Consider the following 24,987-nt stretch of genomic DNA (forward strand, 5'->3'; position numbering starts at 1 on the left):
AAGCGTGTCACCCTTGATTCCTCCCCTCGGAGGCATTTCCGCGATGGTTCAGGACGGGCCATCGATCATCATTCAAGCAGGGCAGGAAGGCAGTCCATGTTTCTTGATCAGTTTCACCGGGTCGAAGATGGCCGCGTGCGGATCACCGCCGAGCAGGCCAGTCGCTTCGCCAAGCAGATGGCGGGGGATTACAACCCCATTCATGACCCGGATGCGCGACGCTTCTGTGTGCCCGGCGACCTGCTGTTCTCCCTGTTGCTGGCGAAATTCGGCCTTTCACAGTGCATGACCATCCGTTTCTGCGGCATGGTCGGCAATGATGTGCCCTTGATCTTCGAAGCGCTGGAAGAACCCGACGAGAATGGCGTGTCCCTGCTGGTGCGCGATGAAGCCGGCAAGGTCTATCTGACGGTCGAGCGCAGCGGTGATACCACGCATGACGAGGAAGTGGTCGCCAATTTCACTCGCCAGTATATCGCCTTCTCCGGGCGCAACTTCCCGCACTTCCTGCAGCCGCTGATGCTGGAGAAGGGGGTGATGTTCAATCCGGCACGCCCGCTGGTGATCTATGACAGCATGGGCTTCTGTTTCGAACGGCTCGATATCGCCGATCTGCATCTCGATTTCGTGCGCTCCTCGCTTGAGGTCAACGGCAAGCGTGGTGATACCCTGCTCGAATTCGGCATCCATGATGGCGAGCAGTGCATCGGCAGTGGCTCCAAGAAGCTGGTCGTCAGTGGGCTGCGGGATTACTGTGCCGAGACGATGGATGCCTTCGTTGAATCCTTCGAGGCGCTCAAGCGCGAAGCCGAAGCCTGAGCCGGGCGAACCGAGATGGCCGAACTGAGCCAGTCGAAGGTGAGATGGCCGAAGTGAGCTAGCCCTCGGACTTGCGTGCTGCAGAGATCAAGACGCCCGCCAGAGAGATCTGGCGGGCGTCTTGTCGTGGGGTCAAACGACCGGCGGCAAGGGGGCGGCTGACGTCGTCGGTGAGTTGTCTCGCCGCGTTCAGCGCTTGATGCTGATCGGCGCCAGCGCATCACCCTGTGGCAGGATGCGCCCGATGATGGCGCTGGCGTGATAGCCGGCGGCCTTGAGCGCGGCCAGGCAGGACTCGGCCTCACCGGCCGGCACACTGGCCAGCAGGCCGCCGGCAGTCTGTGGATCGAACAGCAGCGGATAGCGCGGATGATCGATGACGCCGGCCTGATCCTTCAGGGCCCGCTTGAGACGCAGGTTGGCCGGTTGCAGTGAGCTGACTACCCCGCGGGCGACGCAGTCCTCGGCGCCGTCCAGTATCGGCAGGGCGTCGATCTCGAGTTCGGCATCCACGCCGCTGGCGCGGGTCATCTCCACCAGATGGCCGAGCAGGCCGAAGCCGGTGACATCGGTGGAGGCGCTCGCCTGATGGGCGCGCAGGATATTTGCCGCCTGCTGACTGGATTGCTGCATGCTGTCCAGTGCGGCGTCGATCCAGCGGCCGCGCGCTTCCAGGCGTGCGTGCGCTGCCAGCAAGGTGCCGGTGCCGATGGCCTTGGTGAGGATCAGTACCTCGCCTGGCTGCATGCCGCCTTTGCAGGTGACGCCGGCCAGATTCTCCACCACCAGGCCATTGAGGGCGAAGCCCAGCGCCAGCTCCTGACCCTCGCCGGTATGTCCGCCGACCAGCGTACAGCCTGCCTCGTTGAGCACCTCGGTGGCGCCTTGCATCAGCTCGCGCACCAGCGGTTCGACCTTGCGCTCGATCCCCTGCGGCACCGTGGCGACGGCGGTGGCGGTGTGGGGCGTAGCGCCCATGGCGTAGAGATCCCCCAGGGCGTGATTGGCAGCGATGCGCCCGAACAGGTAAGGGTCATCGATGAAGGCGCGGAAGAAGTCGACGCTGTGTACCAGTGCCTGACCCTCGGGCACTCGCACGATGGCGGCATCATCCGGGGCATGCAGCCCGACCAGCACGTCCGGGTTCTCGTGTGGGGCAAGGCTCTGCAGCGCTCGCGACAGCACGCTGGCACCGACCTTGGCGCCACAGCCGCCGCAGCGCATCGCCAGCGCGGACAGGGCCTGATTTGCTTCCTGCTCATCCAGCTCGGCGGTCAGGCGCGGGTGGAGCCTGCCATCGCCGCCCTTGAGCGCCTGCCAGGCAGCGCTGATACGCTGTTGCAACCCGGCAAGGCCGCCGGTATCCGCGACGTCCTGCATGCTGGGCAGTTGATTGAAGCGTGCCATGAACTGGCGGTCGATATGGTCTTTCCAGCGCCACAGCCACGGACGCAGCCACGGCGACACCAGCCCCAGATTGCCGCGTGAGGCAATGGCATCACGATCCCCGGTGCTGATCAGGGCCAGCCAGCGGGACTGCGGAATATAGGGATGTAGTGACTCTCCGCGCACGGCGCGGCGCAGGTTGTCAGCCAGCGGCCGTGACTGGCGCACGGCGAAGACGCCGGCCTTTTCACGTGGATGATTGACCTGATGCGCGATATCGCCCGCGGCGAAGATGGCATCATCCTCAAGTGTCTGCAGGGTATCGCGCACCTTGAGAAAGCCATCCTCATCCAGGCTCAGTCCTGTCTTCTCCAGCCAGCGTGCCCCTCCGGCGCGTGTCACCCAGATGGCCTCGTCGGCCGGATAGTGGCTGCCGCTGGCACTGATCAGCTGGCGCTGGGATGACGCCGTGGAAGCGTCGACAGCGGTGATCTCCTCACCGAAATGCACCTGGATACCGCGTTCATGCAAGGTGGTGGCGAGTGCAGCGCTGACCTCAGGAGAATGCGTCGGCAACAGGCGCTGTCCGCGGGTGATCAGCGTCAGGTTCGGCGCGAGCGCAGCGGGCAACTCGGCGGCGAGGCGCTGCTGGATGGCCAGCAGCAGCTCGACCCCGCCGGCACCGCCGCCGACCAGCACGATGTCGAGAGGCCGCTCGGCGCTTTTTGCGCGCTCAAGCAGGCTCAGCCAGCGCTGCTGGAAGGTGCTGATCGGTTTGACCGCCACCACGGGAGCATCAGCCGCTTCGGGATCACCGATACCGTCGATGTGGGACAGGCGAGGCGTGGAGCCGATATTGATCGACAGCAGGTCATAGTCCACTGCCGGGCGCTCGGCGCAGATCACGCGGCGCTGGCCGCGGTCGATATCGATCACCTGATCCCGATAGAAGCGTGCGCCGGCGAACTGACACAGCCGACGCAGGTCGATATGCACATCATCAAAGGTGTAATGCCCCGCCACGTAACCGGGTAGCATGCCGGAGTAGGGCGTGTCGGTGTCGCGACAGATGACGGTGAGGCGTACGCCAGGCTCAGGCTGCATGGCGAAACGCATCAACACGCCAACATGGCTATGTCCCCCGCCGATCAGGACGATATCGCGCACGATGGGCGCCTTGGCAGGCATGGACGCAGATGGCATCAGAGGTCTCGATAGTCAGAAGAGGACGGAGAGATTGAATAATGGGTAATGATATCAGGAGTCTAGCAACTTGAACTTTCTTGGTCATGCGCACCTGAGTCTGGCGGGCAGCGATAACTTCCTGTTTGGCAACCTGATTGCCGACGGCGTGCGCGGCAGTGACCTGAGCGGTTGGGCGCCTGAGATAGAAGCCGGCATCCGTTTCCATCGCCGCTGTGATGCGGTGATCGATGCCCATCCCGAGACTCGCTGGTTGTTGACGCAAGTTCCGCCCGCGTCACGTCGTGTGGCCGGCATCGCCTTCGACATGATGTGGGATCACCTGCTGGCTGGTGAGATGCACGATGACGATATCGAGCGCCTCTATCGCCTGTTGGCGCGTGAGGAGGTGCCGTCACGCCTGTCGAGCCTCATCGAGTGGATTCAGATGCGCGATGCGCTCAGGCGCTATCAGGAGCTGGAGTTCACGCTCTCGACCATTGCCAGCATCGGCGAGCGCATGACGGCCAGACGCCGGTTACGCCAGACAAGTGATCCTCGCCAGCAAAGTGATTCACGAAGGCAAAGTGATACGCGAAGCGGAAGGCGTACGCACAAGATGGGGGATATGGAAGCAGGCGCCAATCCGCTGGCGGACATGACGCCGTGGCTGGCGGATAACCGCGCGATGCTTGAGGACAGCTTCGCGCGGTTGTGGCCGGACATGCTGGCATTGCGCCAGACGATTTTTCATAAGTGACAGTATATGGCCAGGTGGGTATGCAAGCGCATATCAGTGACGTATAGCTGGTAGGCGAGTTGCTTGGTTGCCAACTAGGTTTGCTTGCCTGTGCTGATCAGCGTTGGAGAGGGCGAGAATTCTTCCCTCCTTGCCACTCCAGGTAGGCATCGATCTGTGACCGAGAGGCTTCGATCGGTGATTTCATCACAAACCAGGTAACGGGTTCTGAACATGGCGGAGTGGTCAGCGAGCCGGAGTATTGCCAGCCAGCATGCTCGCGTGGCAGCAGCAGGTTGGCCGACAATCCGCTTGTCAGAGTCTCGGAGAGTCCTCGCTGTGGAAGACGGCTCAACAGACGGCTGAGCGCCAGGTTGTCATGTCCTTCCTCGACCAACACGGCCAGCACTGCCAACTTGCCTTCTGGAGTGGTGTGCACCAGATGGATTTCCATGGCAGCGCGCTTGCCATCGATCGCGTGTTCCGAAGGCACATGCAGATGCACCTGTGACAGAGTGTAGGGGGTGCCATCCAGTGTCATCGTGTTTCCGCTGGCCCCTTCGATCTGCAAGGTGTGCCCCGTGTCCCGAGTGACGAGCAGCGGCGAGTGGTAGTCGAGCTTCGGCCCTGTTTCCTCCAGAGGGCGTGACTGACTGTCGATGTCGATCGGTGATTGCCGGGCACCACTGGCGCATTCCGCGTAGCCGGGGGTGAGGTCTCCCCAGTGCTCCGGTCCATTGGCGCTGTCGCCCGACTCACTCGAGTAGCTCCATTCGGTGACGGATGTTCCCGGGGCTGGTGCCGTTTCATTGTCATTGGCCAAGGCCGGGAGGGATGACGAAGCGGTGGCAAGCAGCACAGCCATGGTGAGTGGGCGCAACAACGCACGAGGCGACGAGGAATTGGCTGGCATTGAGATGTCCTTGCTCAAGAGTCCGGAACATTCCAGCGTACTAGACTGCGGTTGGCAGGCCAGAACGCTGACGAATAAAAGCAGTCAGTGTGCCGGACTCAGAGGGAAGGTCAAGATGACGCTGGAGGGTCACTCGGTTGTCGCATTCCAGCGTCAGAGGAGGTGGGGATGCCGGTCAGTAGTGGAAATCACTCAACTCTCCAGCCATAGACACTCCACACTGTCGCCGGGGCTTATCTGTGCGTGGGGAGGGATCACGGCCAATGCCTCAGCGCCGACGCATGAGGAGAGCACGGCTGAGTTCTGGTCCGGGAAGGCGTGAGCCTCAAGCTGGCCATCATCGGCTGGCGTCAGCGTGACACGCAGATGGTCCTGACGGATGGCAGTGTTGGCCGAGAAGGCGGAACGTACCCGGAGGCTTCTCAAGGCCCGCAGTGCGTCACACTCGAGCATTTCGCCCAGTATGGGGCGAAGAAATAGCCAGCCACCGACCCAGCTCGACACCGGGTTGCCAGGTAGCCCCACCACACGCACCGAGTCGCCTTGCGTGTTGAGGATGCGCCCCAGCGCCAGTGGCTTGCCCGGTTTGATGGCCAGGCGCCAGAGATCCAGGCTGCCAAGCGCCTCGATGGCAGGGCGGACGTGATCTTCCTCCCCGACGCTGACCCCGCCACAGGTGACGATCAAGTCGGCCTGTTCTGCCGCTGTCGCGAGAGCGTCACGGGTGGCCTCGAAGGTATCGGCCACATTGAGTGGCGCCAGCACCACGTCAGCCCCGAAGTCGCTGAGCATCTGGCTGAGCATCACGCGATTGGAGTTGTAGATCTGCCCCGGTTCGAGCGGCTGGCCGGGTTCGATCAGTTCATCGCCAGTTGCAAACAGGGCAACGCGTACCTTGTGTCGTACCGATACGTAGCTGAGCCCTTGACCACAGAGCAGGCCAAGCATCGCGGCATCCAAGCGAGTGCCGGCGGCGATCAGCCGAGTGCCACGAGTGACGTCGCGTCCCTGTCGGCGGATATTGTCGCCGGGAATCCGTGGGCCGGGCAGCCACGCTTCCGTGGTGCCATTTTCGTTCTCACGCAGTGTCACTTCTTCCTGCATGACCACAACGTCGGCGCCTTCGGGGATTTCCGCCCCGGTGAACAGCCGTGCACAACTTGCCGAGGCGAGTGCCGAGGTGGGCTGGCCTGCCGCGATGCGCTGGCTGATTGGCAGCCAGGCGCCATCACCGATATCCGCTACTCTTGCACAGTAGCCATCCATCTGTGAGTTGTCGGCAGGAGGAACGTCCAGTTCGGCGTAGATATCCTCAGCGAGGACACGCCCCGCGGCCTTGCTGACAGGGACTTGCTCTACCGGCATTACCGGACAGCATTCGCGCAATGCGGATAAGGCACTGGAAAGGGGGGCCAGGCCCTTGGCGCCAACCGGCACGCTATCGCAGCCGCAGGCGGTCTTGGTCTGACCCGTCCGGGATGCCTCTTGTGCAGAAGAGGAGTCAGTGGGCATGGGTTCCGCGCTCCGGGATCACCAGATTGGCGAAGTTGCAGGGACGGTGACGGCTGTCGAGCTGCTCCTTGAGGATGCCGTTCCAGGCTGTCCTGCAGGCCCCGGTGGAGCCGGGTAGGCAGAACACCACGGTACGGTTGGCCAGCCCTCCAAGACAGCGGCTCTGGATCGTGGAGCTGCCGACTTCCTGATGGGAAAGCTGACGGAACAGCTCGCCGAAGCCCTGGATTTCCTTGTCGAGCAGCACGCGGATGGCTTCCGGTGTGGAATCACGTCCGGTGAAGCCTGTGCCGCCGGTGGTCAGGATGACCTGCACGGCCGGGTCCGCGATCCACTCGCTGACCACGGCGCGCAACTGATAGATGTCATCGGGGACGATACGTTTTTCATGCAGGGAATGGCCGGCTGCCGCCAGGCTCTCGACCAGGGCGTCACCGGAGCGATCAGTGTCCTCGGTGCGCGTGTCGGAGACGGTCAATACCGCGATGGTGAGGCCGATCTGTTCGTCATTGCCGCTCATGATCAGTCCTTCTTGCCTTGTTGACGTGCCTCGAGCGCTGCGAGTTGCTCAGGGGTCGCCTTGGCCTGGTGATGTGTCTTCCACTCGGAATAGGGCATGCCGTAGACGTGCTCGCGCGCCGCGTCGTAATCGAAGCTCACGCCGCGTTCCTCGCCGGCGGCCATCAGCCACTTGGACAGGCAGTTACGGCAGAAGTCGGCGAGGATCATCAGATCGATGTTCTGGACATCCTTGTTGTCATCCAGGTGCTTGAGCAGACGGCGGAAAGCGGCCGCTTCCAGCTCGGTGCGGGTCTGCTCGTCCAGCTGGTTCAGGTCCTGGACGGTCTGGGGAGTCGGGTCGCTCATGGAAATCTCCTGAGAAGGCGCGGCATGGCGCAGGCCTTCATGGTAGAGGGGGCCTGGTGAGACCAGGCCAGATACCTGAAACTTTACGCAACTAATGCAGGGCTGTGAACCGGTGCGAGAGGCCGGGCGACGGGCAGGGAGAGGCGATATCAATGCAAAACGCCCGGCAGGCGAACCTGACCGGGCGAATCATCACTCATCTAGCGGATGTCTGGCCTCGGACTAATTCGGGCGTTGCTGACGCGCCAGGCTGTCGTCAGGTGCCGTGGCGGGGTCTGATGCCGGGTCCGCCGCCTCGGCCTGCTTGACCTCGTCATACCACAGATTGTGGTGTTGCTTGGCCCAGGTTTCATCGACGTAACCGGTCTTCATGCCCTCGAAGGCACCTTCCGTGCCGGCGGTACCGATGTAGATGTGGCCGAAGGACACCGCGATCAGCATCAATGAGGCAACGCCGTGGAAGACATTGGCCCACTGCATGTTGTCACGGGTCTGACCGAAGATCGGGAAGTCGAGCACCAGCCCGCTGGCAATCACCACCAGGCCGACCGTTGCCAGAATCCAGTACCAGGCCTTTTCCCCGCCATTGGCGAAGCCGGCATCCGGGTGCTTGCCCTTCATCATGCCGCCGCCCTGGCGGAACCATTCAAGGTCATGCTTCTTGGGAAGGTTGAGCTTCAGCCACTTGGCCAGCACCAGAATCAGCATGATCGAGAACAACGGCCCCACATAGTTGTGGATCACCTTGGTCGCCATGATCATGTTGGCCCAGAACACATCCCCGAAGACATTGCGGAACACGAACTTGCCCCACAACAGATTGATGCCGGTGATGGCCAACGTGAGGAACAGTGTGGCCAGTGTCCAGTGCATGGCACGTTCCAGTGCCGTCCAGCGCAGCATCAACTTGCCTGAGCGGGGGTGGTCCAGATCGTTGCGCCCCACCAGCAGATAGAAGATCGCCAGCACGGCCAGCATGCCGCCCAGAGCGATCAGGCCACCCGGTGAGATCCAGCGGTTGCGGATCTGTCGCCAGGTCTCGCCGCTCTGGTTGATCAGGCTGTAGTTGGAGTCATGGCGACTGTCGATGGAATTTTCTCCATCTTTCACCTGCCGCCAGGTGTCGGCATTCACCGTACCGACCGCCTGACCGATCTCGCCGTCCGGATTCGCGGCCAGCGCCTGAGGGGCCAGCCAGAGGCTGGCCAGCATCAGACACAGGAACATGGCGACGACGGTCAACCGTGAAGCTGTGAAGTGCGCGCGCATGTCGCCTCCTTACCCCTTGCGGGCTGCGTCGTAGGCCAGGTGGTCCGCCTGCTGAACGCTGCTGGTGGTCAGGTTGGCCGAGGTTTCCGGGTGGCTGGCCTTGTCGACCGGCGACCAGGCACCATCCTCGTGACCGCGATAGACCACGCGCTGACGGAAGATGTCGGAGACGGTCTCGGCGTCACCGGCCAGCAGGGCCTTGGTGGAGCACATCTCGGCACACAGCGGCAGCTTGCCTTCGCTGATGCGGTTGGCACCGTACTTCTCGAACTCTTCTTCCGGGCTCTCGGCCGGGCCGCCGGCACAGAAGGTGCACTTGTCCATCTTGCCCCGCTCGCCGAAGGCACCTTGCTGCGGGAACTGTGGTGCGCCGAACGGGCAGGCATACAGGCAGTACCCGCAACCGATGCAGATATCCTTGTCGTGCAGGACGATGCCGTCATCGGTCTTGTAGAAGCATTCGGTGGGGCAGACCGCCATGCAGGGCGCGTCATCACAATGCATGCAGGCCACCGAGATGGAGACTTCGCTCGGCTTGCCGTCATCCAGGGTCACGACACGGCGACGCTGAATGCCCCATTCCGTCTCGTTGGCGTTCTTGCAGGCCGTCACGCAGCCATTGCACTCGATGCAGCGTTCTGCATCACACAGGAATTTCATCTGGGCCATCTTGCTTCTCCTTCACGGCCCGTCGTCGAGTGGCTCAGACGACAGGCCGGATATTTCTGATCATCGACATATGATTGGCTCGATGATTCGGCGTTTACGCGATCGACAGTCAGGGTCGGGACGCGCTTCAGGCGAGGCTGACTCGGCACAGCGTGACCTTGGTTTCCTGCATCAGGGTCACGGGGTCATAGCCATAGGTCGTCGCGGTGTTGGCGGACTCACCCAGCACGTAGGGCACCGTGCCTTCCGGGTAGCGTGACTCCAGGGACTCGCCCTCGTAGTGGCCCCCGAAGTGGAAGGGCATGAAGACCACGTCCGGCCCGACTCGCTCGGTGACCAGCGCCTTGACCTTCACGCGGCCGCCTTCGGCACCCTCGACCCATACCATGTCGCCATCCTTGATGCCCTGGTCATTGGCCAGCGCCGGATTGATCTCGACGAACATCTCCTGCTGCAGCTCGGCCAGCCACGGGATGGAGCGTGTCTCTTCGCCACCCCCTTCGTATTCCACCAGGCGGCCCGAGGTCAGGGTGATCGGGTATTTGGCGCTGACGTCCTTCTCCTGAATGGAGGCGTAGAGCGTCGGCAAGCGATAGATGGATTCGGAATCCGGCCAGGTCGGATAGTCCTTCACCAGGTCACGGCGCGCGGTATACAGCGGCTCGCGGTGCTTGGGGATCGGGTCCGGGAAGGTCCACACTAGGGCACGTGCCTTGGCGTTGCCGTACGGCATGCAGCCATGCTTGATGCACACGCGCTGGATGCCACCGGAAAGATCGGTCTTCCAGTTCTTGCCTTCCGCCGCCTGCTTTTCCTCGGCCGTCAGGTCGTCCCACCAGCCCAGCTGCTTGAGCAGCTTGTCGGTGAACTCCGGATAGCCATCCTCGATCTCGGCGCCCTTGGACCAGGAGCCCTCGGCCAAGATATTGGTGCCGTTGTGTTCCACGCCGTAACGGGCGCGGAAGTTGCCACCGCCTTCGGCCACCGTCTTGGAGGTGTCATACAGGATGGGCGAGCCTGGATGGCCCATCTCCGGCGTTCCCCAGCACGGCCATGGCAGACCGTAGAAGTCGCCATTTGCCGGACCACCACGTGCCTTGAGTGTCTCGAAGTCGAAGGTATGCCAGTTCTTCTGATGAGCCTTCAGGCGCTCGGGACTCTGGGCGGTATAGCCAACGGTCCACATCCCGGCATTGAATTCGCGGGTGATGTCCTCGACCACCGGCACGCTGCCCTCGACCTTGATGTTGCGGAACAGCTCGTCGGCAAAGCCCAGCTTGCGGGACAGCAGATACATGATCTCGTGATCCGGCTTGGAATCGAACATCGGTTCGATGACCTGATCACGCCACTGCAGGGAGCGACTGGAGTTGGTCACGCTGCCGGTGGTCTCGAACTGGGTCGCGGCCGGCAACAGATAGACGCCATCGGTGCGGTCGTGCATGACGGCGGCGATGGTCGGGTAGGGGTCGACCACCACCATCATGTCCAGCTTGGCCATGGCCTTCTTCATCTCCGGCCCGCGGGTCTGGGAGTTGACGGCATGCCCCCAGTAGAACATCGCCTTGAGCGCGGTGCGCTGGGAGATGCGATCCGGGTCCTCGAGCACGCCATCGACCCAGCGCGAGACGGTGATGCCGTTGGTGTGCATCGGCTTGCCGTCGTGATACTCGGTCTGGTCGTAGCGGTTCTGGATCCAGTCGAAGTCGACGTTCCATACCTTGGCCCAATGCTTCCACGCCCCTTCGGAGAGGCCGTAGTAACCTGGCAGGGAGTGGGACATCAGGCCCAGATCCGTGGCGCCCTGAACGTTGTCGTGGCCCCGGAAGATGTTGGCACCGCCACCGGACTTGCCGATGTTGCCCAGTGCCAGCTCCAGAATGCAGTAGGCGCGGGTATTGTTGTTGCCGGTGGTGTGCTGTGTGCCACCCATGCACCACACGACACTTCCCGGACGGTTCTGGGACAGTCGACGTGCGACGTCGAGCATGTCGGCTTCACCGACACCGGTGATGCGCTCGACCACGTCCGGCGGGAAGTTGGCGACTTCCGCGCGTACCTCGTCCATGCCGTAGACGCGCTGCTGGATGTAGGCCTCATCTTCCCAGCCGTTCTCGAAGATGTGCCACAGCAGGCCCCAGATGTAGGCAACATCGGTGCCCGGACGCAGACGCACGTACTTGTTGGCTTTCGCTGCCGTGCGGGTGAAGCGCGGATCGACGACGATGATCTCGGCGTTGGAGCGCTCCTTGGCCAGCAGGATGTGTTGCATCGCCACCGGGTGGGCTTCGGAGGGATTGGAGCCGATGAACAGAATCGAACGACAATTGTGCATGTCGTTGAACGAGTTGGTCATCGCGCCATAGCCCCAGGTGTTGGCGACGCCGGCGACGGTGGTGGAGTGGCAGATACGCGCCTGGTGATCGACATTGTTGGTGCCGAACAGGGCCGCGAACTTGCGCATCAGGTAGGCCTGTTCATTGCTGAACTTTGCCGAACCGAGCCAGTAGATGCTGTCCGGGCCATGCTGCTCGGTCAGCTCCAGTACCTTGTTGCCGACTTCCTCGATGGCCTGCTCCCAGGACAGCTTCTTCCACTTGCCGCCTTCGAGCTTCATCGGATACTTCAGACGACGATCAGAGTGACCATGCTCACGCAGCGAGGCGCCCTTGGCACAATGCGCGCCGCGGTTGAAGGGGTGATCGAAGGCGGGTTCCTGCTTGGTCCAGACGCCTTCCTGGACTTCGGCATAGACGCCACAGCCCACGGAGCAGTGGGAACAGATCGTGCGCTTGGTCTCGACAGGTGCCTGAGAGACTTCCGTCTTGGCCTCGGCACGCTTCATCATCGGGGTGGCCATGAAGCTGGCCGCGGCAAGGCCGCCGGTCGCAACACCGCTGCGCTTCAGGAACTGGCGGCGGTTGATGCCGAGTCCCGTACTCTCCGTGCTGGAGGGGGTGGGGGTCAGTCGCATGACATCTTTCTCCTCATCACCCGATACACGACATGCACCGCTTGGGCGGGTCAGGTGGCCGTGTCGGGAGTGGCGGTTCTTCAGGTGGCTCTTCTGGCATTCGCCAGCGAGCCCCTGTGCCGTCTTGTCGCTGTCAATGGCGGCTGGAGTGAACTCCACGCTGCCCTTTGTGTCTCTGATCGGTCACGCCGTCAGGCGAGTCTGTACTCTCCCAGAGGATCTGGCAGTGGCGGCGTTGCCACTGGCAGATTCCCCTGTGGAGACGTGACCGACAGAAGGTCAATCTCGCAGAGTGGCGTAGAACGCCTTCACGTGATCCGTCTCGCGATAGTTGTCGGTCACTCTGTCTGCTGTCTTGCCGTCCTGTGGCGCGGCCTGATCCGGGATGACGGCCCCGGCCAGCGTTCCAGCGGCTGCCGCCCCGACGGTGCTGGCTCCCAGTACCCTCAGGAACTTGCGGCGGCCCTGACGGGCCAGTTCCTGGCCTTGCGTGTTGTCATCAGTCTTCATGCTGATCTCCTGTCTGACATGTCATGTTCAAGGCGAACGTCGCTGAATCCGTTGTCGCTTGAAGGGTGTCTCACGGTCTTGCTTCAGGTCTTGCATCAGGGTCTTGCATCAGCCCCAGCACCGGCCATGGCGTGTGCCGGGCTGTGGGTGCTGTCCGGCGCGTGTCTGTCGGTCTCACGATTGGGGAAGTTGTATGCCTTGCCAGCCAGTGGTGCCTTGGCTTGCGACGTCCGCCAATGAGGCTGTCGGTTGGGGAGCCTCTCCGAGATTGCGTCGTTCGGCTGCCAGAAATGCCTGGCCAAGATAGCCAACCGCGGCATAGAAAGGACTCTTGCGGCGCGCAAGGTCGGCACAGCAACGCTCACCCCAGTTCGCCAGATGCTGACGGAAGAAATTGACCTGTTCGCCGGGCAGCTCCTCGATCAGCATGGCCATGACCTCGCACAGAGCCCCCAGGTGGTCCTCCGGCTCGCGAACGTCGGCTTCGCGCTCGAAACCGAGGCGCTTGAGGTCATGGCGCAGTGCCACCAGCGGCATTTCCATCAATGAGCCGGTCAGGTACCAGCTGGCATACGGCACCACTTCGCCCTGCACGACCCCGACCAGTGCCTGGAAATACTCATCCTCCAGTCGTCGAGGATCACTGACCCGCGCCGAGAGAGACAGCGAGGCCAGCGCCCTGGGCAGTTGCTGCTGATCCGCGCCGGGCATGGTGATGGCCTCAGGCTCCAGCGCCGCCAGGAAGTCGATGAGTGGCTGATCGGGCGCTGCCCGCAGCAGACGAGCCAGCAGGCGGTAGAGATCGGCCCGCAGTGCCTGTTGCTCGGCACTGTGGCTGATCAGTGATCCATCATCAGGTGTCATATCAGTGTCATCACTTGAAGGCATGGACTCAGACCTTGAGTTGAGCATCGGGATTGCGGGCCATTTCGTGCCAGATATCCTTCACGCGGCAATCGCTGCACATCTTGAGGCGCAGCGCACCGTCACCCTGGAAATAGGCGTGGGAGGCCAGCTTGGTCTGCATCGCCGTGATGGTGGCGGTGGAGCCGAACGGGGTGCCGCAGCTGATGCAGGGGAACGGCGTGTCCTGCTTGAGCAGGCGCGGTTCACGGCGCACCTCTGGTTGTGCGGAAAAGCCCGGCGTCAGAGTGATGACGCTCTCGGGGCATGACTGCTCGCACAGGCCACATTGCACGCAATCTCCCTCGGTGAAGGACAGTGCCGGAGAGGTGCGGTTGGCGGACAGTGCGCTGGTCGGGCAGACCGCGACGCAGGCCTGACAAAGGGTGCAGCCGTCGCTTTCGACCTGAATCGCGCCGAAGGGCGCACCGGCAGGTACCTCGACGGCGGTCTGCGCCAGGTCAGCGGCGGCCAGCGTGGCCAGGTGATCCAGTACACGATTCAGGCGCTCACGCTTGCCGGGTCGGGCATCCGGTTGACCCAACAGCCAGTCACGCGCGATCGGCAGGCCCGGCTGGCCGTCTTCTTCGCGATCGGCACCGGGCGCCAGCGCGATGCAGAGCGGACTGACGAGCGTCATGGGCGAGGCCGGCACGGCGGACTCGGTGATCAGCACGAGACGGGGGGAGCCTTGGGTGTCCGTGGCCAGTTGCATGCTTTCCAGCAACGCATTGCACAGACGCTGTTCCTGCTCGAGTTGCTGGTGCTGACCGGCAGGCAGTGTCCGAGGCAGTTCGACGATGACCTGGGTGGCGCCCAGCGCCAGCGCGGCCAGCCACTCGTCGTGCCCGGTGGCGCTGATTTCATCCAGTGCAATGTCCAGGCAGCGTTCCTGATCCTCAGGTGCCAACGGCGAGTGGCGGTCACTGGCAGACTCGAGGCGGTAGCGCAGTATCGGCTGCGTGCCCCCTGCATCCTGATAGCGCTCAAGCAGACGCTGGATCTGTTCGAGACGCTGTTCGAGTGGCGGCTGGGTAAAGCTCAGCGCGCCGGTCGGGCAGGCACTCACGCAACTGGCGGCACCATGGCAGAGGTACGGGTCGATCTCGATATGCGCGTTGCGGCGTCCCGCCACGGAGAAGATGGCATCGGCGCTGCAGGAGGAAAGACAACGTGTACACCCGATGCTGCCCGCACTTGAATGGGCACAGATGTCGAGATTGACGTTGACGTAATTGGGCTTGTCGAAGCTGCCGACCAGACCGGCGAATTCTGTCGCCCAATGGGTCAGGTTCGCGATCTGGTCGCCGCTCTCGACAAGGCTGGCGTCGCTTGCGAGACGATCCAGCTCGCCCAGCACCGTATCCTCTGCACGCAGATAGCCCGGCGGCGGAAGTTCCGCCTGATTGAGGGGCTGGTGACCCAGATCGGCGATCAGGTCGAAGGTCTCGACCTGTCGGGCACCTGTGGACAGCAGTGCGCGCGCCAGATTGACCCCGCCAGCCAGCAGCGTGAAATGGCCAAGATGGCCGCTCAGCGAGAGCGCCTCGCGGGTGCTGGCATGGGAAGGCAGTGCTTCGCTCGTCGTGATATGCCGCTCGTCGAGGGATACCAGTGCGCTGTTGTCCTGCTCGCTGATCAGCAGAGACAGTGACAGGGAGTGAGTGGCGGGCAGTGCCAGCATCAGGCTGGACAGGGCACGCAGGCGCGCTTCGCTGCCGATCAGCAGCGTGCGGCCCTGGCTGCGATAGCGGATCGGGGCGCTGCCGGCATCACTGGCCAGCAGTGGCAGGCTGGAAGCGGGGGAGGCTCCGAGCACTGCCGCCAGGGCGCGTTGGCGTGCTTGCTGGTTGAGCGCGCGCTGGGCGTTCTCGAGACTTGAACTGAGCATCCTCATCCTTATTTCGGTCGTGGCGGCTCCGCCCTTGCGCGCCTGTCAGGTGGCGCGGTGGACGGTTCCTGATCGCCGCTGATTCTCGAGGCTCGCGCCCGGTCAGCGGTCGAAGGTCATTCAAGGAAGTGCATGGGCTTCCAGCGACGTCTTGCGCCTGATGTCATCCGGATGATCCGCATGGCGGCATCATTGCGACTGGCTTCAGCATAGTCAGGGACTGAAGGGCCAGCGATGAGCATCGGGCGTAGACGATCAGGTATCGGAAGGCAGTGCCGTTCTCTTCGCAGACGATACCTGCCTCTGTTGAGCGGATTCTTGCAGGCAGTGCGCCTCTCGCATGGGAGTGGAAGTCATGTGAGGGGCAAGGGAATGACCCCGCATGCCGAATACGGAGCTTGCGCTGGGTCATAATGTCTCAGTGCCTGCGGGTAGGCGTGTCATTCTGGTGGTTGGGGCGGTCTGTGGGTGGGCCCATGTCCGTCAGCCGTGACGCCATCGGTCTGGTCCCATGCGCCTTGCCGTGCATGCGTGTCATGCGCAAGGGCAGCATCAGTATCCGTGTGCTTGTCCTGCGCGTGCTCGCGATGGGTCTGTGGGCCGTGATCCGGTGATGTCTCATCCAGTGAGTCGAGACCTTGCTCATCCGTAGAGGGTGCAGCCTCCAGCGCCTCATCCTGCGGCTGATCTTCCGAGCCGTTGCTGGCGGCTACGCAATCAGCCTCGTCATCTTCCAGCTTCTCGAGTCCCTCTTCGACATCGCGAGTCCAGCGTCTCAGCGTCTCGGCCACACCTGCGGCGAGCGGACGCATCTGGGAGAAATCCTGATCGTAATCGTCCAGGCCATCGCGCAGGGAGTGCTCGCCTCCCATGAAGATGCGGCGCAGGGCGCGTTGTCGCAGCGCCGGGTCCACTCCTGCCTGCATGTAGGCACTGATATCCGCATCCGGCAGCAGGGTGTCGGGGTCTGGCAGCTCCACGACGGGAGGGGGCTCATCTGCCTCCTGTGCAAGGGCCTCGGCGTCGGTCGTCTCACTGCCGCCTTCAGCGGACGCTTCGCCATGCCGCTTGCTGTGCAGAGCATGGCCCAGCTCGTCCGATGCCTCGCAGGCCCCTGTTTCCTTGGGTGCGGTCTCAGTGGGTGCGGTGTCATTGGCCGTGGAGGGCTGTGCGACCGTCGCCAGCCCAGCGGCGGCATCGGGAGAGTCCGTGGTCGTCCGTGAGGCTTCGGCGCGCTGCTTGCGGCGTGACCAGCGGGACAACAGGCCTTGCGAGGTATGGTCGCGGTCGTCGGAGTGACTCATGGCCCTTCCTTGTTGGCAGCATCAGCGTCCGGGCGCACGGTGTCGGTCTGACTGGCGCGCCCCGCCCCCTTGCGCTTCTTCTTCTTGCCTTCGTCGATGCGCTCACCATGCCGGGCGAGATAGCCCTCCAGCCAGACCATCAGGGCAGGAGGCATCGGGGTATCCAGTACTAGTTGGTCGCCATCCAGCCAATGCGAGGCCACTTCCTGGCAGGCGGTGACGACCCTTGGCTGCATGCCATCCGCTTCACGCTCTTCACACAAGACGAACAGGCGCGGCTGTTCGCAACGCAGGTTGTAACGATAGTCGGTGCGCTCGGTGAGATGCAGCTGCAGGGGCAGAGTGCGTTGAGGCTCCGGTTGCGCCGCTTGTTCAGGCGTCCGGGGCGTGGTCTCGCCGTGATCCGCGGGCGCGATCCGGGAAATCACCCAGGTGTCGAGAGTGAAGCGGCCGAGAGTCTGCTGCGAGGGGGCCAGTGTCACGGTCAGCCAGCGAGTGTCGTCAGGTCGTGATGACTCGCGTGAGGCGTCGAGTGTCGTGTCCATCAACGGGTCGGGTGGCTGGGTCATGGCGTATCTCTTGAGGGCGTTCTGGAAGTGGTTCAGGGGGTGACCCGAGTCGTGGTCGGCGGCGTATCGGGTCCAAGGCGAGTCTGTCATCAGCGCCGTGGCTCGTACGTTCACGAACATGCGACGCTCTACCGGTTTTAGCAAGAAGCGTGCCGCATGCGTCGAGAATTGCATGACGCGAGATCGCAATGGCTGCCGGATCAGGACAGCCTCTCGGCCTGACTGGTATTCTTTGAGCGCTGGGTGACGACGCATGCCGCAACCTGCATGGCAGGTTCGCCGTGTGGCGGCACCCTCCGGCATCAATTCGGCTCGAAGAGGGAGACCCCGACGCCATGAAAGCCTCTATGCCTCCGGTCATCAGCAATGCTCGATTGCCCACCACGCTGGATATCGTCGTGATGGATGAGCGAGGCCAGCGCCAGACGCAGTCGATCGCCGCCGAGCGCGCGCTGACGATCTACCTCAACAAGCGTGAGATCGTCACTCTGATGACGCTGGGGGCCGAGCCTGAGGCGCTGGTGGCGGGCTATTTGCGCAATCAGGGCCTGTTGGGAGATATCGAAGACCTGGAGGCGCTGCAAGTGGACTGGGAGGTGGAAAGCGCCTCGGTGGTGACGCGCCATCTACCGAAGGATATCGAGCAGCGACTGAGCAAGCGTACCGTCACCACCGGCTGCGGCCAGGGAACCGTCTTTGGCAATCTGCTGGAGCGTCAGACGCTGGAGGCGCTTGATGATCGCCCCTTTCAGCAGAGTGTGCTGTATCAGCTGTTGGCATCTCTCGCGGCCCACAATGCCACCTACCGCAAGGCGGGGGCGGTACATGGCTGTGCGCTGTGTCGGGATGATGAGGTGCTGGCATTCATCGAGGATGTCGGTCGCCACAATGCCGTCGATACCCTGGCAGGCCTGAACTGGCTTTCACCTGTGCGCGAGGACGAGACGGATTACCGGGGTGCCAATATCTTCTATACCACGGGGCGTCTGACCTCGGAGATGGTGCTCAAGGTGGCGCAGGCGGGCATTTCGGTGCTGGTCTCACGCTCCGGGGTGACCCAGAAGGGCGTTGAGCTGGCCAGCCGCTTCGGGGTGCTGTTGATCGCACGTGCCAAGGGCAGCCACTTCCAGGTGGTGGACCCTGCCGGTCGGATGATACTGGACGCCATCCCTCCGCTGCGTGCCGGTGATCAACTTCGTGAAGCTGGCAAGTCTCGCCCGGGAGGCGAGCAATGAATCAGCCTGTTTCCGGGGATGCGACGATGCATGACAACCCCTTTCTGACGGTCCATGAGGTCGCACGACTGTTGCACCTCAATGAAAAGAAGATCTATCAGCTGGCCAGTGAGGGCACCATGCCGGCCACCAAGGTCACCGGCAAATGGCTTTTCCCGCGGCGCCTGGTCGAGCAATGGATTCTGGAGTCCAGCCATCATGGGGTGCTGGCGGATCGCTTGATGATCACCGGTAGCGATGACCCCTTGCTGGCAGCGCTGACGATGCGACTCAACCAGCAGCACGATGGCAGTGCCTTCTATGGCATGAGTGTCACCGGGACACGCCTGGGGCTGGATCTGTTGAGTCAGGGACGAGCCGATGTCTGTGCCATTCACTGGGGGCGTGCCGAGGAAGCATCGCTTCGCCATCCGGCCTTGATCCGCGGGCACGATGGTTATCGTCAGTGGGTATTGGTCCGGCTGGCTCGGCGCACCCAGGGGCTGATCATTCGTCAGGAAGATCGCCACCTGCCGATCAATCCCGGCGGCCTGTTCGGGTCTCAACGGCGCTGGGTAGTGCGTCAGGAGGGGGCCGGTTCGCAGCGCTTCCTGCAGGAGTGGCTGTCCGGCCATCAGATGCGCCCGGAGCAGCTCAATACCCTCGCCATCGCCTACTCGGAGCGAGAGGTCGCATCACTCGTCGCGCGCGGGGAGGTGGATGTCGGGCCGGGGACGTTATCGGCCGCGAATGAATTCGGTCTCGGATTCGTGCCGGTCTGTGAAGAGGCCTTTGATCTTGTCGTGCCACGCAACGTCTATTTCCGCGACCTCTTCCAGGGCCTGCTGGACTATCTGTCCACGCCCAATGGCATCCAGCTGGCACAGTCGTTGGGAGGGTATGACCTGCGTGAATGTGGTCAGCTCATCTGGCGAGGCGACGCCGCCCAACATGACTGAGTCAAGATCGCCAGCTAGCACCAGGCTAAACGGTGATGATGTGGGCGCTGCCTCTGCCTCGCCAGGCCATTGTTCTGGCGAGGTAAAGATCTTTCACGTCACATGCTCCTGGAGAACGGTTTAGCGTTGCGCCAGTGGGCATATCATCAATCGGCGTCGTTGCGCGTGCAGACCGACAGCACTACGGCATCGTCTTCGCTGGTGGAAACCAGAGCATGGCCCATGTCGGAGTCGAAATAGATGCTGTCTCCATCCCCGAGAGGCAAGGGTTCATAGAACTCGGAATACAGCAGAATGCTGCCCTCTAGCACCATCAGGAATTCCTCGCCGTCGTGGCGCACCCAGTCGGGAAACTCCTCGAAGCTGCGAGCGCGCACCCGGGTCTTGAAGGGAATCATGCGCTTCTGAGCCAGCTGCCAGGAAAGCAGCTCATGTTCATAGGTCGGGGTCGGGTGGCTCTTGCCTTCACCGAGGCGTGTCAGATCACGTCTGCCCAGCGTGCCGCTCTGTCGCTTGGGAGGGCTTAGCAGTTGAGGAAGGTCGATATTGAGACCATTGATCAACTTCTGGACGGCGGTGAAGGTGGGGGATATCTGTTCATTCTCGATCTTGGACAGCGTAGAGCGTGCAAGCCCGGTACGCTGGCTGACGTCCTCGAGGGTCCAATGATTGGCGAGTCGGATCTGCTTGACCCTCTCTCCAAGCTTGAGGGGCTCAACGAAGGCCTTGCGGCCGGAAGCGATCCGGACCGCGGCATCCTTGTCAGTCGGTGTACTCATGGGAAGCTTCGCTGTGGTCGATGGCGGCGGGAGTTCACAAGTTTACTATTGGAAACTTTTTCGCCAGCTTATCACAGCAAGGAAATCACGGTGTAGCTGAGCAAGGCATCGACGATGCTCCTGGCGACAGGGGATGCGTCTCTTGAAGTCGCATGTCTGGTCACTCAGAAAAGCGGATGATCACGCTCATTTGGCCTTGCATGCACTTTGGGTGACGCGTGCGCGGCTGGCGGCGAATGACGCAGGGGTATCCCGTCCTCCATCGGCAGACCCGCCAGTGCCTTGACATGGGCCTCAGTGCTGCGTGCCAACGCTTCCAGGCAGTAGCCGCCTTCCAGTACCGAGACGATACGTCCCTGACAATGGCGCCTGGCCACGTCCATCGCCAAGCGCGTGATCCAGTAATAGTCGTCGTCCTCGAGACACAGTTCGGCCATTGGATCCTCACGATGCGCGTCGAAGCCTGCCGAGATCAGGATCAGCTCCGGCTTGAAATCATCAAGCTTCTTCAGCCATTGCGCTTCGATGGCATGGCGAAAGTCCAGCGAACAACAGCCTTCTGCAAGCGGGGTATTGTGAATGTGCTCCCAGCGGCTCTCGAGATAGCGCCAGGGGTACATGGCGTTCTGGAACGATGAGCAGACCAGCGTGTCGGGGTCATGCTTGAAGATATCTACCGTGCCGTTGCCCTGATGAACATCGAAATCGAGGATGGCGATGCGTCTGACACCGTACTGCTGGCGGGCATGCAGCGCGCCTACTGCCACGTTGTTGTAGAAGCAGAAGCCCATGGCATCCGCGCGTTCGGCATGATGGCCCGGTGGGCGCACGGCACAGAAGACGTTGTCCGCCTGATTGCGCATCACCTGGTCGACCCCGCGCACGACGGCTCCTGCCGCGAGACGTGCCGCCACCAGGCTGTCTGCACACATCACGGTGTCCTCGCTGAGCGTCAGCAGCTGACCTGCCTGGGGCGGGCACTTGTCGAGGGCCTGCAGGTGGCGCATCGGATGGACTCTTGCCAGCTGTTCCAGCGTGGCAGGGCGTGCATCGTATTGCTGGACATGCTGAATCACGCCGCTCAATGCCAGCTGACGCTGGATGGCCTGCAGGCGCAATGGGCTCTCGGGATGTGTCGGACCCATGAAATGATTGCCACAGTCGCTATGAGAGATATAAGAGGTGATCATCGGCATGTGCCTGTTTGGCTGGGCGCTAGACTGAGGATAGTTCGAAACCTCACAGTAAGATTCACTGGTAGACACGGATAGTGGCGGATGGTCTACCTTCTCCAGCACCTGCCGGCTGCTGTTCAGGCACTCACTTTCGCGGCATGCTGGTGGCATCGCGCATTGGATGCGCACCGGCTGACAGGACACCTCCATGGGGATGCGATTTCTGCGCAATTTCTTCGAGCCCACCAGTATCGCGGTGATCGGGGCCTCGGAAAAGACACACTCACTGGGCGGCCAGGTGCTGAGAAACCTGCTGGAAGGCGGGTTCAAGGGCACGCTTGTCGTGGTGAATCCCAAGGGCTATGACACGGTGCATGGAGTGCCCTGTGTGCGCCGGATCAGTGAGCTGGACACGATGCCGGACCTCGCCATCCTGTGCTCGCCTGCCGAGACCTTGCCGCGCATCGTCGAGAAGCTGGGGCGTCGCGGCGTCAAGGCCGCGCTGTTGATCTCCGGAGGAGTGGCACCGTCGCCGGCAAGCTCCCTGGCCCGCGTGACGGAAAAAGGGCTCGGAATGCTTGCCCGGCGTGAGCCTGTGGCCCCCGACCACGCGCGACTGCGCATCCATCCGGATCAGGAGAGTCTCAACAGCCGTCTGCTCAAGGCGGCACGTGGCAGTGGAATACGTCTGCTGGGCCCGGAGTGCATGGGGGTCTGCGTGCCCAATCGGAATCTGAATGCCTCCTTCAGTGGTCAGCCTGTCGCCAAGGGCAAGGTCGCCTATCTGGGGCAGTCGGGGATGCTGGGCAATGCCATGATCGACTGGGCGGCGGGGCGCGGTATCGGCTTCTCCCATCTGGTGACGCTGGGAGACAGCGTCGACGTGATGCTGCCTGACCTGATTGATTACCTGAATCAATATGGGCATGCCCAGGCGCTCCTGCTGCATCTCGAGCGCATCCATGACTCGATGCACTTCATGACTGCGCTGCGCGAGGCCTCTCGCAACCGACTGGTATTGGCGATCAAGAGCGGTCGCACGCCCGAGGCCGACCTGTTCGGGACTCACGTCACCCCCGGCATTCCCAATCGCGACCAGATCGTGGACGTCGCGCTGGCGCGTGCTGGGGTGGTACGCGTCAATGACAGCGAGGACATGTTCGATGCCCTCGAGACGCTCAATCGCATGAAACCGCTGCGGGGCGATCGGCTGGCGATCGTCTCCAATGGTCTCGGGCCGGCCCTGTTGGCGATCGACAAGCTGATGGCGGGAGGCGGCAAGCTTGCCGAGCTGGGCAAGGAGAGTCGGGATGCGCTGCTCAAGGATCAGCTGGATGTCAGCCTGCCCGGTCGCAATCCGGTGGATCTGGGGGGCAATGCCACGCCCGAAGACTTCGTTGCCGCAGTCAACATCGTGGCCAATGATCAGGGAGTCGATGCGGTGCTCGTCGTGCATGCGCCGACAAGACTTGCACCATCCAAGGACACGGCCGAGGCCCTGATCACGCATCGCAAGCAGTTCCGGCGCAATCTGCTGACCAGCTGGATGGGGCTCGAGCAGGCGCTGGCGGCACGTCATGCCTGCCACGCTGCGGGTATCCCGACCTATCTCTCACCCGAAAAGGGCGTCAAGGCCTTCCTGCAGATGGTGGATTACCAGCGGGTGCAGTCCCTGTTGCAGCAGACCCCGCCGAGCCTGTCCTTCACCACCAGCGCCGAGATTCGCGCCCGAGCACATGATCTGGTGCACAGCGCTCGGCGTGCCGGTCGTGAATGGCTGACCCATTCTGAAACGGCTCAGGTACTGGAGACCTATGGCATCGCGACAGCTGCCAGTCATTATGTGTCTGATGCCGCCGAAGCCGCGCAGGCCATTGCAGCTCTCAGGCAGGCGGCTGGCAAGGAAGACGCCGAGATGGCAGCGGGGCCCTTCGCCTTGCGGGTGGTCCACGAGCACAACAGCCAGCCCTTCCGTTATCGCCGCTTCCCGCAGCGTCTGTCTTCTGGCGTGGTCCAGGATCTCAATGGCCCGGAAGACATCGCCCTGGCCATGCGTCGCATCACCAGCAAGGTGAGCGAGCGTGATGACGAGCGGGGACGCAGCGGCAGCGAACGCACCCGCATCCATGAGTTCTGCCTGCAGCCGATGCGCCGCGGCAAGCATTCGCTGCAATTGAGTGCGGGCATCACGCGTGACGAGGAGTTCGGGCCGGTGGTGGTCTTCGGGCTGGGGGGCTACAAGGTCAACGTGCTGGTAGACCGCCAGGTTGCCTTGCCGCCTCTCAACATGACGCTGGCACGCGAGCTCATCTCGCGCAGTCATGCCTCGCGTCTGATCGAGGAGCACTCGCCGGACCCCGAGCGTGATATCGCGCGCCTGTGTACCTTGTTGATCAAATTGTCGCAGTTGGCATCGGATTTGCCTGACATTCGGGGGCTGGAGATCAATCCGTTGCTGCTCAATCGTGATGAGGCCGTCGCGGTGGATTTCACGCTGGATCTGGGCAAGCCCGCGCGCTTCGCCATCATGCCGTACCCGGAAGAGCTGCGGGAGTGGGTGCGGCTTGAGGATGGCACCGAGGTGGAAGTGCGGCCGATTCGTGCAGAGGATGCGCCATTGATCACCGCTTTCCATGCCAGATTGTCCGAGGAAAGCATTCGTTTCCGTTATTTCCATCACAAGGCTTCCCTGACGCAACGCGATCTGGCGCTGCTGGCCCAGATCAATTATGACCGCCAGATGGCATTCATCGCCGAGCGTGAAGTCAGTGAGCAGGAGGAGGGCGGCTCACGTCGTGAAATGCTGGGAGTGGTGCGGGTCTGGAATGACCCTGACAACATTCGCACGGAGTTCTCGGTGATCATTCGTGATGACCTGCAAGGTGAGGGGATCGGACGACTGTTGATGGAAAAGATGCTGCGCTATTGCCGTTCGTTGGGCACTCTCGAGATGGTAGGCAAGATCATGATGGACAATCACCCGATGCGTGCACTGATGAAGCACCTGGGGTTCACCTGTCGTTACAACATGGAGGAACAGGTCATCGATGCGAGTATCCGACTCAATGAGCCCACCAGTGATTGGCAACGCCTGAGGCTTGAATCCAAGGCCTGATGCGCGCGTGTCAGGGCATGATCGGTGGTATGCCACCTTCGTCGTATAAAGCTGTGTTGTTGTTTGAGTGAATATCAATAACTCTGTATCATTATTTTAAATATAAGAATCCTTTATGGAAATTGGCGCAGGGAATGACGTGGCATTCTGCTCAGTATCAGGCAGTGTCATGACGGGTGCCTCCCGCATGACGGCCTGATTGGCGCTATGCCACCCTCAGCGGCGCAACATCGTGAAA

Annotated in this window: 20 protein-coding genes; 5 read left to right on the top strand and 15 right to left on the bottom strand. The window is 62.3% G+C overall.

What is annotated here, in order from left to right; translation table 11 throughout:
- Positions 1–96: 96 nt before the first annotated feature.
- Positions 97–819, top strand: a complete 723-nt coding sequence (locus BOH68_RS07740; RefSeq protein ID WP_077376644.1) for a DUF3581 family protein — start codon at positions 97–99, stop codon at positions 817–819.
- 189 nt (positions 820–1,008) lie between these two features.
- On the opposite strand, the gene selD is transcribed toward BOH68_RS07740, so the two are convergent.
- The gene (selD, locus tag BOH68_RS07745; protein ID WP_219815813.1) at positions 1,009–3,408 is read right to left on the bottom strand and encodes a selenide, water dikinase SelD; all 2,400 of its coding nucleotides are present in this window, start codon (positions 3,406–3,408) and stop codon (positions 1,009–1,011) included.
- A gap of 70 nt (positions 3,409–3,478) precedes the next feature.
- Here selD and BOH68_RS07750 point away from each other — a divergent pair, with 70 nt between their 5' ends.
- On the top strand, positions 3,479–4,147 hold the full coding sequence (locus BOH68_RS07750) for an ACP phosphodiesterase (RefSeq protein ID WP_077376641.1): 669 nt from the start codon (positions 3,479–3,481) through the stop codon (positions 4,145–4,147).
- A gap of 97 nt (positions 4,148–4,244) precedes the next feature.
- Here BOH68_RS07750 and BOH68_RS07755 read toward each other — a convergent pair whose 3' ends face one another.
- From BOH68_RS07755 to BOH68_RS07810, 12 genes are all read right to left on the bottom strand, one after another.
- Positions 4,245–5,039, bottom strand: coding sequence for a carbonic anhydrase (locus BOH68_RS07755; protein WP_077376638.1), 795 nt, complete (start codon positions 5,037–5,039; stop codon positions 4,245–4,247).
- 192 nt (positions 5,040–5,231) lie between these two features.
- Entirely contained in the window at positions 5,232–6,551 is a 1,320-nt protein-coding gene (locus BOH68_RS07760) for a molybdopterin molybdotransferase MoeA (protein WP_077376635.1), read from the bottom strand.
- Positions 6,541–7,071, bottom strand: a complete 531-nt coding sequence (gene moaB, locus BOH68_RS07765) for a molybdenum cofactor biosynthesis protein B (protein WP_077376632.1) — start codon at positions 7,069–7,071, stop codon at positions 6,541–6,543. Before moaB ends, BOH68_RS07760 begins: the two co-directional genes overlap by 11 nt.
- A gap of 2 nt (positions 7,072–7,073) precedes the next feature.
- Positions 7,074–7,418, bottom strand: coding sequence for a DUF1244 domain-containing protein (locus BOH68_RS07770; protein WP_077376629.1), 345 nt, complete (start codon positions 7,416–7,418; stop codon positions 7,074–7,076).
- Between the two features lie 222 nt (positions 7,419–7,640).
- Entirely contained in the window at positions 7,641–8,687 is a 1,047-nt protein-coding gene (locus BOH68_RS07775; RefSeq protein WP_077376626.1) for a formate dehydrogenase subunit gamma, read from the bottom strand.
- Positions 8,688–8,696: 9 nt separating this feature from the next.
- Complete coding sequence (fdh3B, locus tag BOH68_RS07780; RefSeq protein WP_077376624.1) at positions 8,697–9,356, bottom strand: formate dehydrogenase FDH3 subunit beta; 660 nt, start codon at positions 9,354–9,356, stop codon at positions 8,697–8,699.
- A 127-nt stretch (positions 9,357–9,483) separates the two neighbouring features.
- Positions 9,484–12,330, bottom strand: a complete 2,847-nt coding sequence (locus BOH68_RS07785; protein WP_077376621.1) for a molybdopterin-dependent oxidoreductase — start codon at positions 12,328–12,330, stop codon at positions 9,484–9,486.
- A gap of 279 nt (positions 12,331–12,609) precedes the next feature.
- Complete coding sequence (locus BOH68_RS07790) at positions 12,610–12,840, bottom strand: hypothetical protein (RefSeq protein ID WP_077376618.1); 231 nt, start codon at positions 12,838–12,840, stop codon at positions 12,610–12,612.
- 174 nt (positions 12,841–13,014) lie between these two features.
- Positions 13,015–13,704, bottom strand: coding sequence for a TorD/DmsD family molecular chaperone (locus tag BOH68_RS07795; protein WP_077376615.1), 690 nt, complete (start codon positions 13,702–13,704; stop codon positions 13,015–13,017).
- Positions 13,705–13,732: 28 nt separating this feature from the next.
- Entirely contained in the window at positions 13,733–15,634 is a 1,902-nt protein-coding gene (locus BOH68_RS07800) for a 4Fe-4S dicluster domain-containing protein (RefSeq protein WP_083730707.1), read from the bottom strand.
- A 440-nt stretch (positions 15,635–16,074) separates the two neighbouring features.
- A complete protein-coding gene (locus BOH68_RS07805) occupies positions 16,075–16,938 on the bottom strand; it encodes a DUF3306 domain-containing protein (protein WP_077376608.1) in 864 nt (287 codons plus the stop codon).
- A complete protein-coding gene (locus BOH68_RS07810) occupies positions 16,935–17,507 on the bottom strand; it encodes a DUF3305 domain-containing protein (RefSeq protein ID WP_255304488.1) in 573 nt (190 codons plus the stop codon). Before BOH68_RS07810 ends, BOH68_RS07805 begins: the two co-directional genes overlap by 4 nt.
- A gap of 335 nt (positions 17,508–17,842) precedes the next feature.
- Here BOH68_RS07810 and BOH68_RS07815 point away from each other — a divergent pair, with 335 nt between their 5' ends.
- Together BOH68_RS07815 and BOH68_RS07820 are read left to right on the top strand one after the other, a co-directional pair.
- Positions 17,843–18,742: a formate dehydrogenase accessory sulfurtransferase FdhD gene (locus BOH68_RS07815; RefSeq protein WP_258038269.1), complete on the top strand. Its 900-nt coding sequence runs from the start codon at positions 17,843–17,845 to the stop codon at positions 18,740–18,742.
- A complete protein-coding gene (locus tag BOH68_RS07820; protein ID WP_254696481.1) occupies positions 18,739–19,680 on the top strand; it encodes a helix-turn-helix transcriptional regulator in 942 nt (313 codons plus the stop codon). The genes BOH68_RS07815 and BOH68_RS07820 overlap by 4 nt, the downstream gene beginning before the upstream one ends.
- Positions 19,681–19,826: 146 nt before the next feature.
- On the opposite strand, the gene BOH68_RS07825 is transcribed toward BOH68_RS07820, so the two are convergent.
- Together BOH68_RS07825 and BOH68_RS07830 are read right to left on the bottom strand one after the other, a co-directional pair.
- Complete coding sequence (locus BOH68_RS07825; protein ID WP_077376603.1) at positions 19,827–20,459, bottom strand: helix-turn-helix domain-containing protein; 633 nt, start codon at positions 20,457–20,459, stop codon at positions 19,827–19,829.
- A 164-nt stretch (positions 20,460–20,623) separates the two neighbouring features.
- Entirely contained in the window at positions 20,624–21,649 is a 1,026-nt protein-coding gene (locus tag BOH68_RS07830) for a histone deacetylase family protein (RefSeq protein WP_077376600.1), read from the bottom strand.
- A 193-nt stretch (positions 21,650–21,842) separates the two neighbouring features.
- Between BOH68_RS07830 and BOH68_RS07835 the strand changes: the two genes are divergently transcribed.
- Positions 21,843–24,749, top strand: coding sequence for a bifunctional acetate--CoA ligase family protein/GNAT family N-acetyltransferase (locus BOH68_RS07835; RefSeq protein WP_077376597.1), 2,907 nt, complete (start codon positions 21,843–21,845; stop codon positions 24,747–24,749).
- The last annotated feature ends 238 nt before the right edge of the window (positions 24,750–24,987 follow it).

Origin of the sequence: Cobetia sp. MM1IDA2H-1, assembly GCF_002916775.2 — a bacterium.
Lineage (GTDB): Bacteria > Pseudomonadota > Gammaproteobacteria > Pseudomonadales > Halomonadaceae > Cobetia > Cobetia marina.

Excerpts from the sequence above, each read along its gene's own strand:
- BOH68_RS07790 (WP_077376618.1), bottom strand. The coding sequence starts at position 12,840 with ATGAAGACTGATGACAACACGCAAGGCCAGGAACTGGCCCGTCAGGGC.
- BOH68_RS07835 (WP_077376597.1), top strand. The coding sequence starts at position 21,843 with ATGGGGATGCGATTTCTGCGCAATTTCTTCGAGCCCACCAGTATCGCG.
- BOH68_RS07770 (WP_077376629.1), bottom strand. The coding sequence starts at position 7,418 with ATGAGCGACCCGACTCCCCAGACCGTCCAGGACCTGAACCAGCTGGAC.
- BOH68_RS07825 (WP_077376603.1), bottom strand. The coding sequence starts at position 20,459 with ATGAGTACACCGACTGACAAGGATGCCGCGGTCCGGATCGCTTCCGGC.
- BOH68_RS07800 (WP_083730707.1), bottom strand. The coding sequence starts at position 15,634 with ATGCTCAGTTCAAGTCTCGAGAACGCCCAGCGCGCGCTCAACCAGCAA.
- fdh3B (WP_077376624.1), bottom strand. The coding sequence starts at position 9,356 with ATGGCCCAGATGAAATTCCTGTGTGATGCAGAACGCTGCATCGAGTGC.
- BOH68_RS07775 (WP_077376626.1), bottom strand. The coding sequence starts at position 8,687 with ATGCGCGCGCACTTCACAGCTTCACGGTTGACCGTCGTCGCCATGTTC.
- selD (WP_219815813.1), bottom strand. The coding sequence starts at position 3,408 with ATGCCATCTGCGTCCATGCCTGCCAAGGCGCCCATCGTGCGCGATATC.
- BOH68_RS07830 (WP_077376600.1), bottom strand. The coding sequence starts at position 21,649 with ATGATCACCTCTTATATCTCTCATAGCGACTGTGGCAATCATTTCATG.
- BOH68_RS07815 (WP_258038269.1), top strand. The coding sequence starts at position 17,843 with ATGAAAGCCTCTATGCCTCCGGTCATCAGCAATGCTCGATTGCCCACC.
- BOH68_RS07795 (WP_077376615.1), bottom strand. The coding sequence starts at position 13,704 with ATGACACCTGATGATGGATCACTGATCAGCCACAGTGCCGAGCAACAG.
- BOH68_RS07810 (WP_255304488.1), bottom strand. The coding sequence starts at position 17,507 with ATGACCCAGCCACCCGACCCGTTGATGGACACGACACTCGACGCCTCA.
- moaB (WP_077376632.1), bottom strand. The coding sequence starts at position 7,071 with ATGAGCGGCAATGACGAACAGATCGGCCTCACCATCGCGGTATTGACC.
- BOH68_RS07755 (WP_077376638.1), bottom strand. The coding sequence starts at position 5,039 with ATGCCAGCCAATTCCTCGTCGCCTCGTGCGTTGTTGCGCCCACTCACC.
- BOH68_RS07785 (WP_077376621.1), bottom strand. The coding sequence starts at position 12,330 with ATGCGACTGACCCCCACCCCCTCCAGCACGGAGAGTACGGGACTCGGC.
- BOH68_RS07805 (WP_077376608.1), bottom strand. The coding sequence starts at position 16,938 with ATGAGTCACTCCGACGACCGCGACCATACCTCGCAAGGCCTGTTGTCC.
- BOH68_RS07760 (WP_077376635.1), bottom strand. The coding sequence starts at position 6,551 with ATGCCCACTGACTCCTCTTCTGCACAAGAGGCATCCCGGACGGGTCAG.
- BOH68_RS07820 (WP_254696481.1), top strand. The coding sequence starts at position 18,739 with ATGAATCAGCCTGTTTCCGGGGATGCGACGATGCATGACAACCCCTTT.
- BOH68_RS07740 (WP_077376644.1), top strand. The coding sequence starts at position 97 with ATGTTTCTTGATCAGTTTCACCGGGTCGAAGATGGCCGCGTGCGGATC.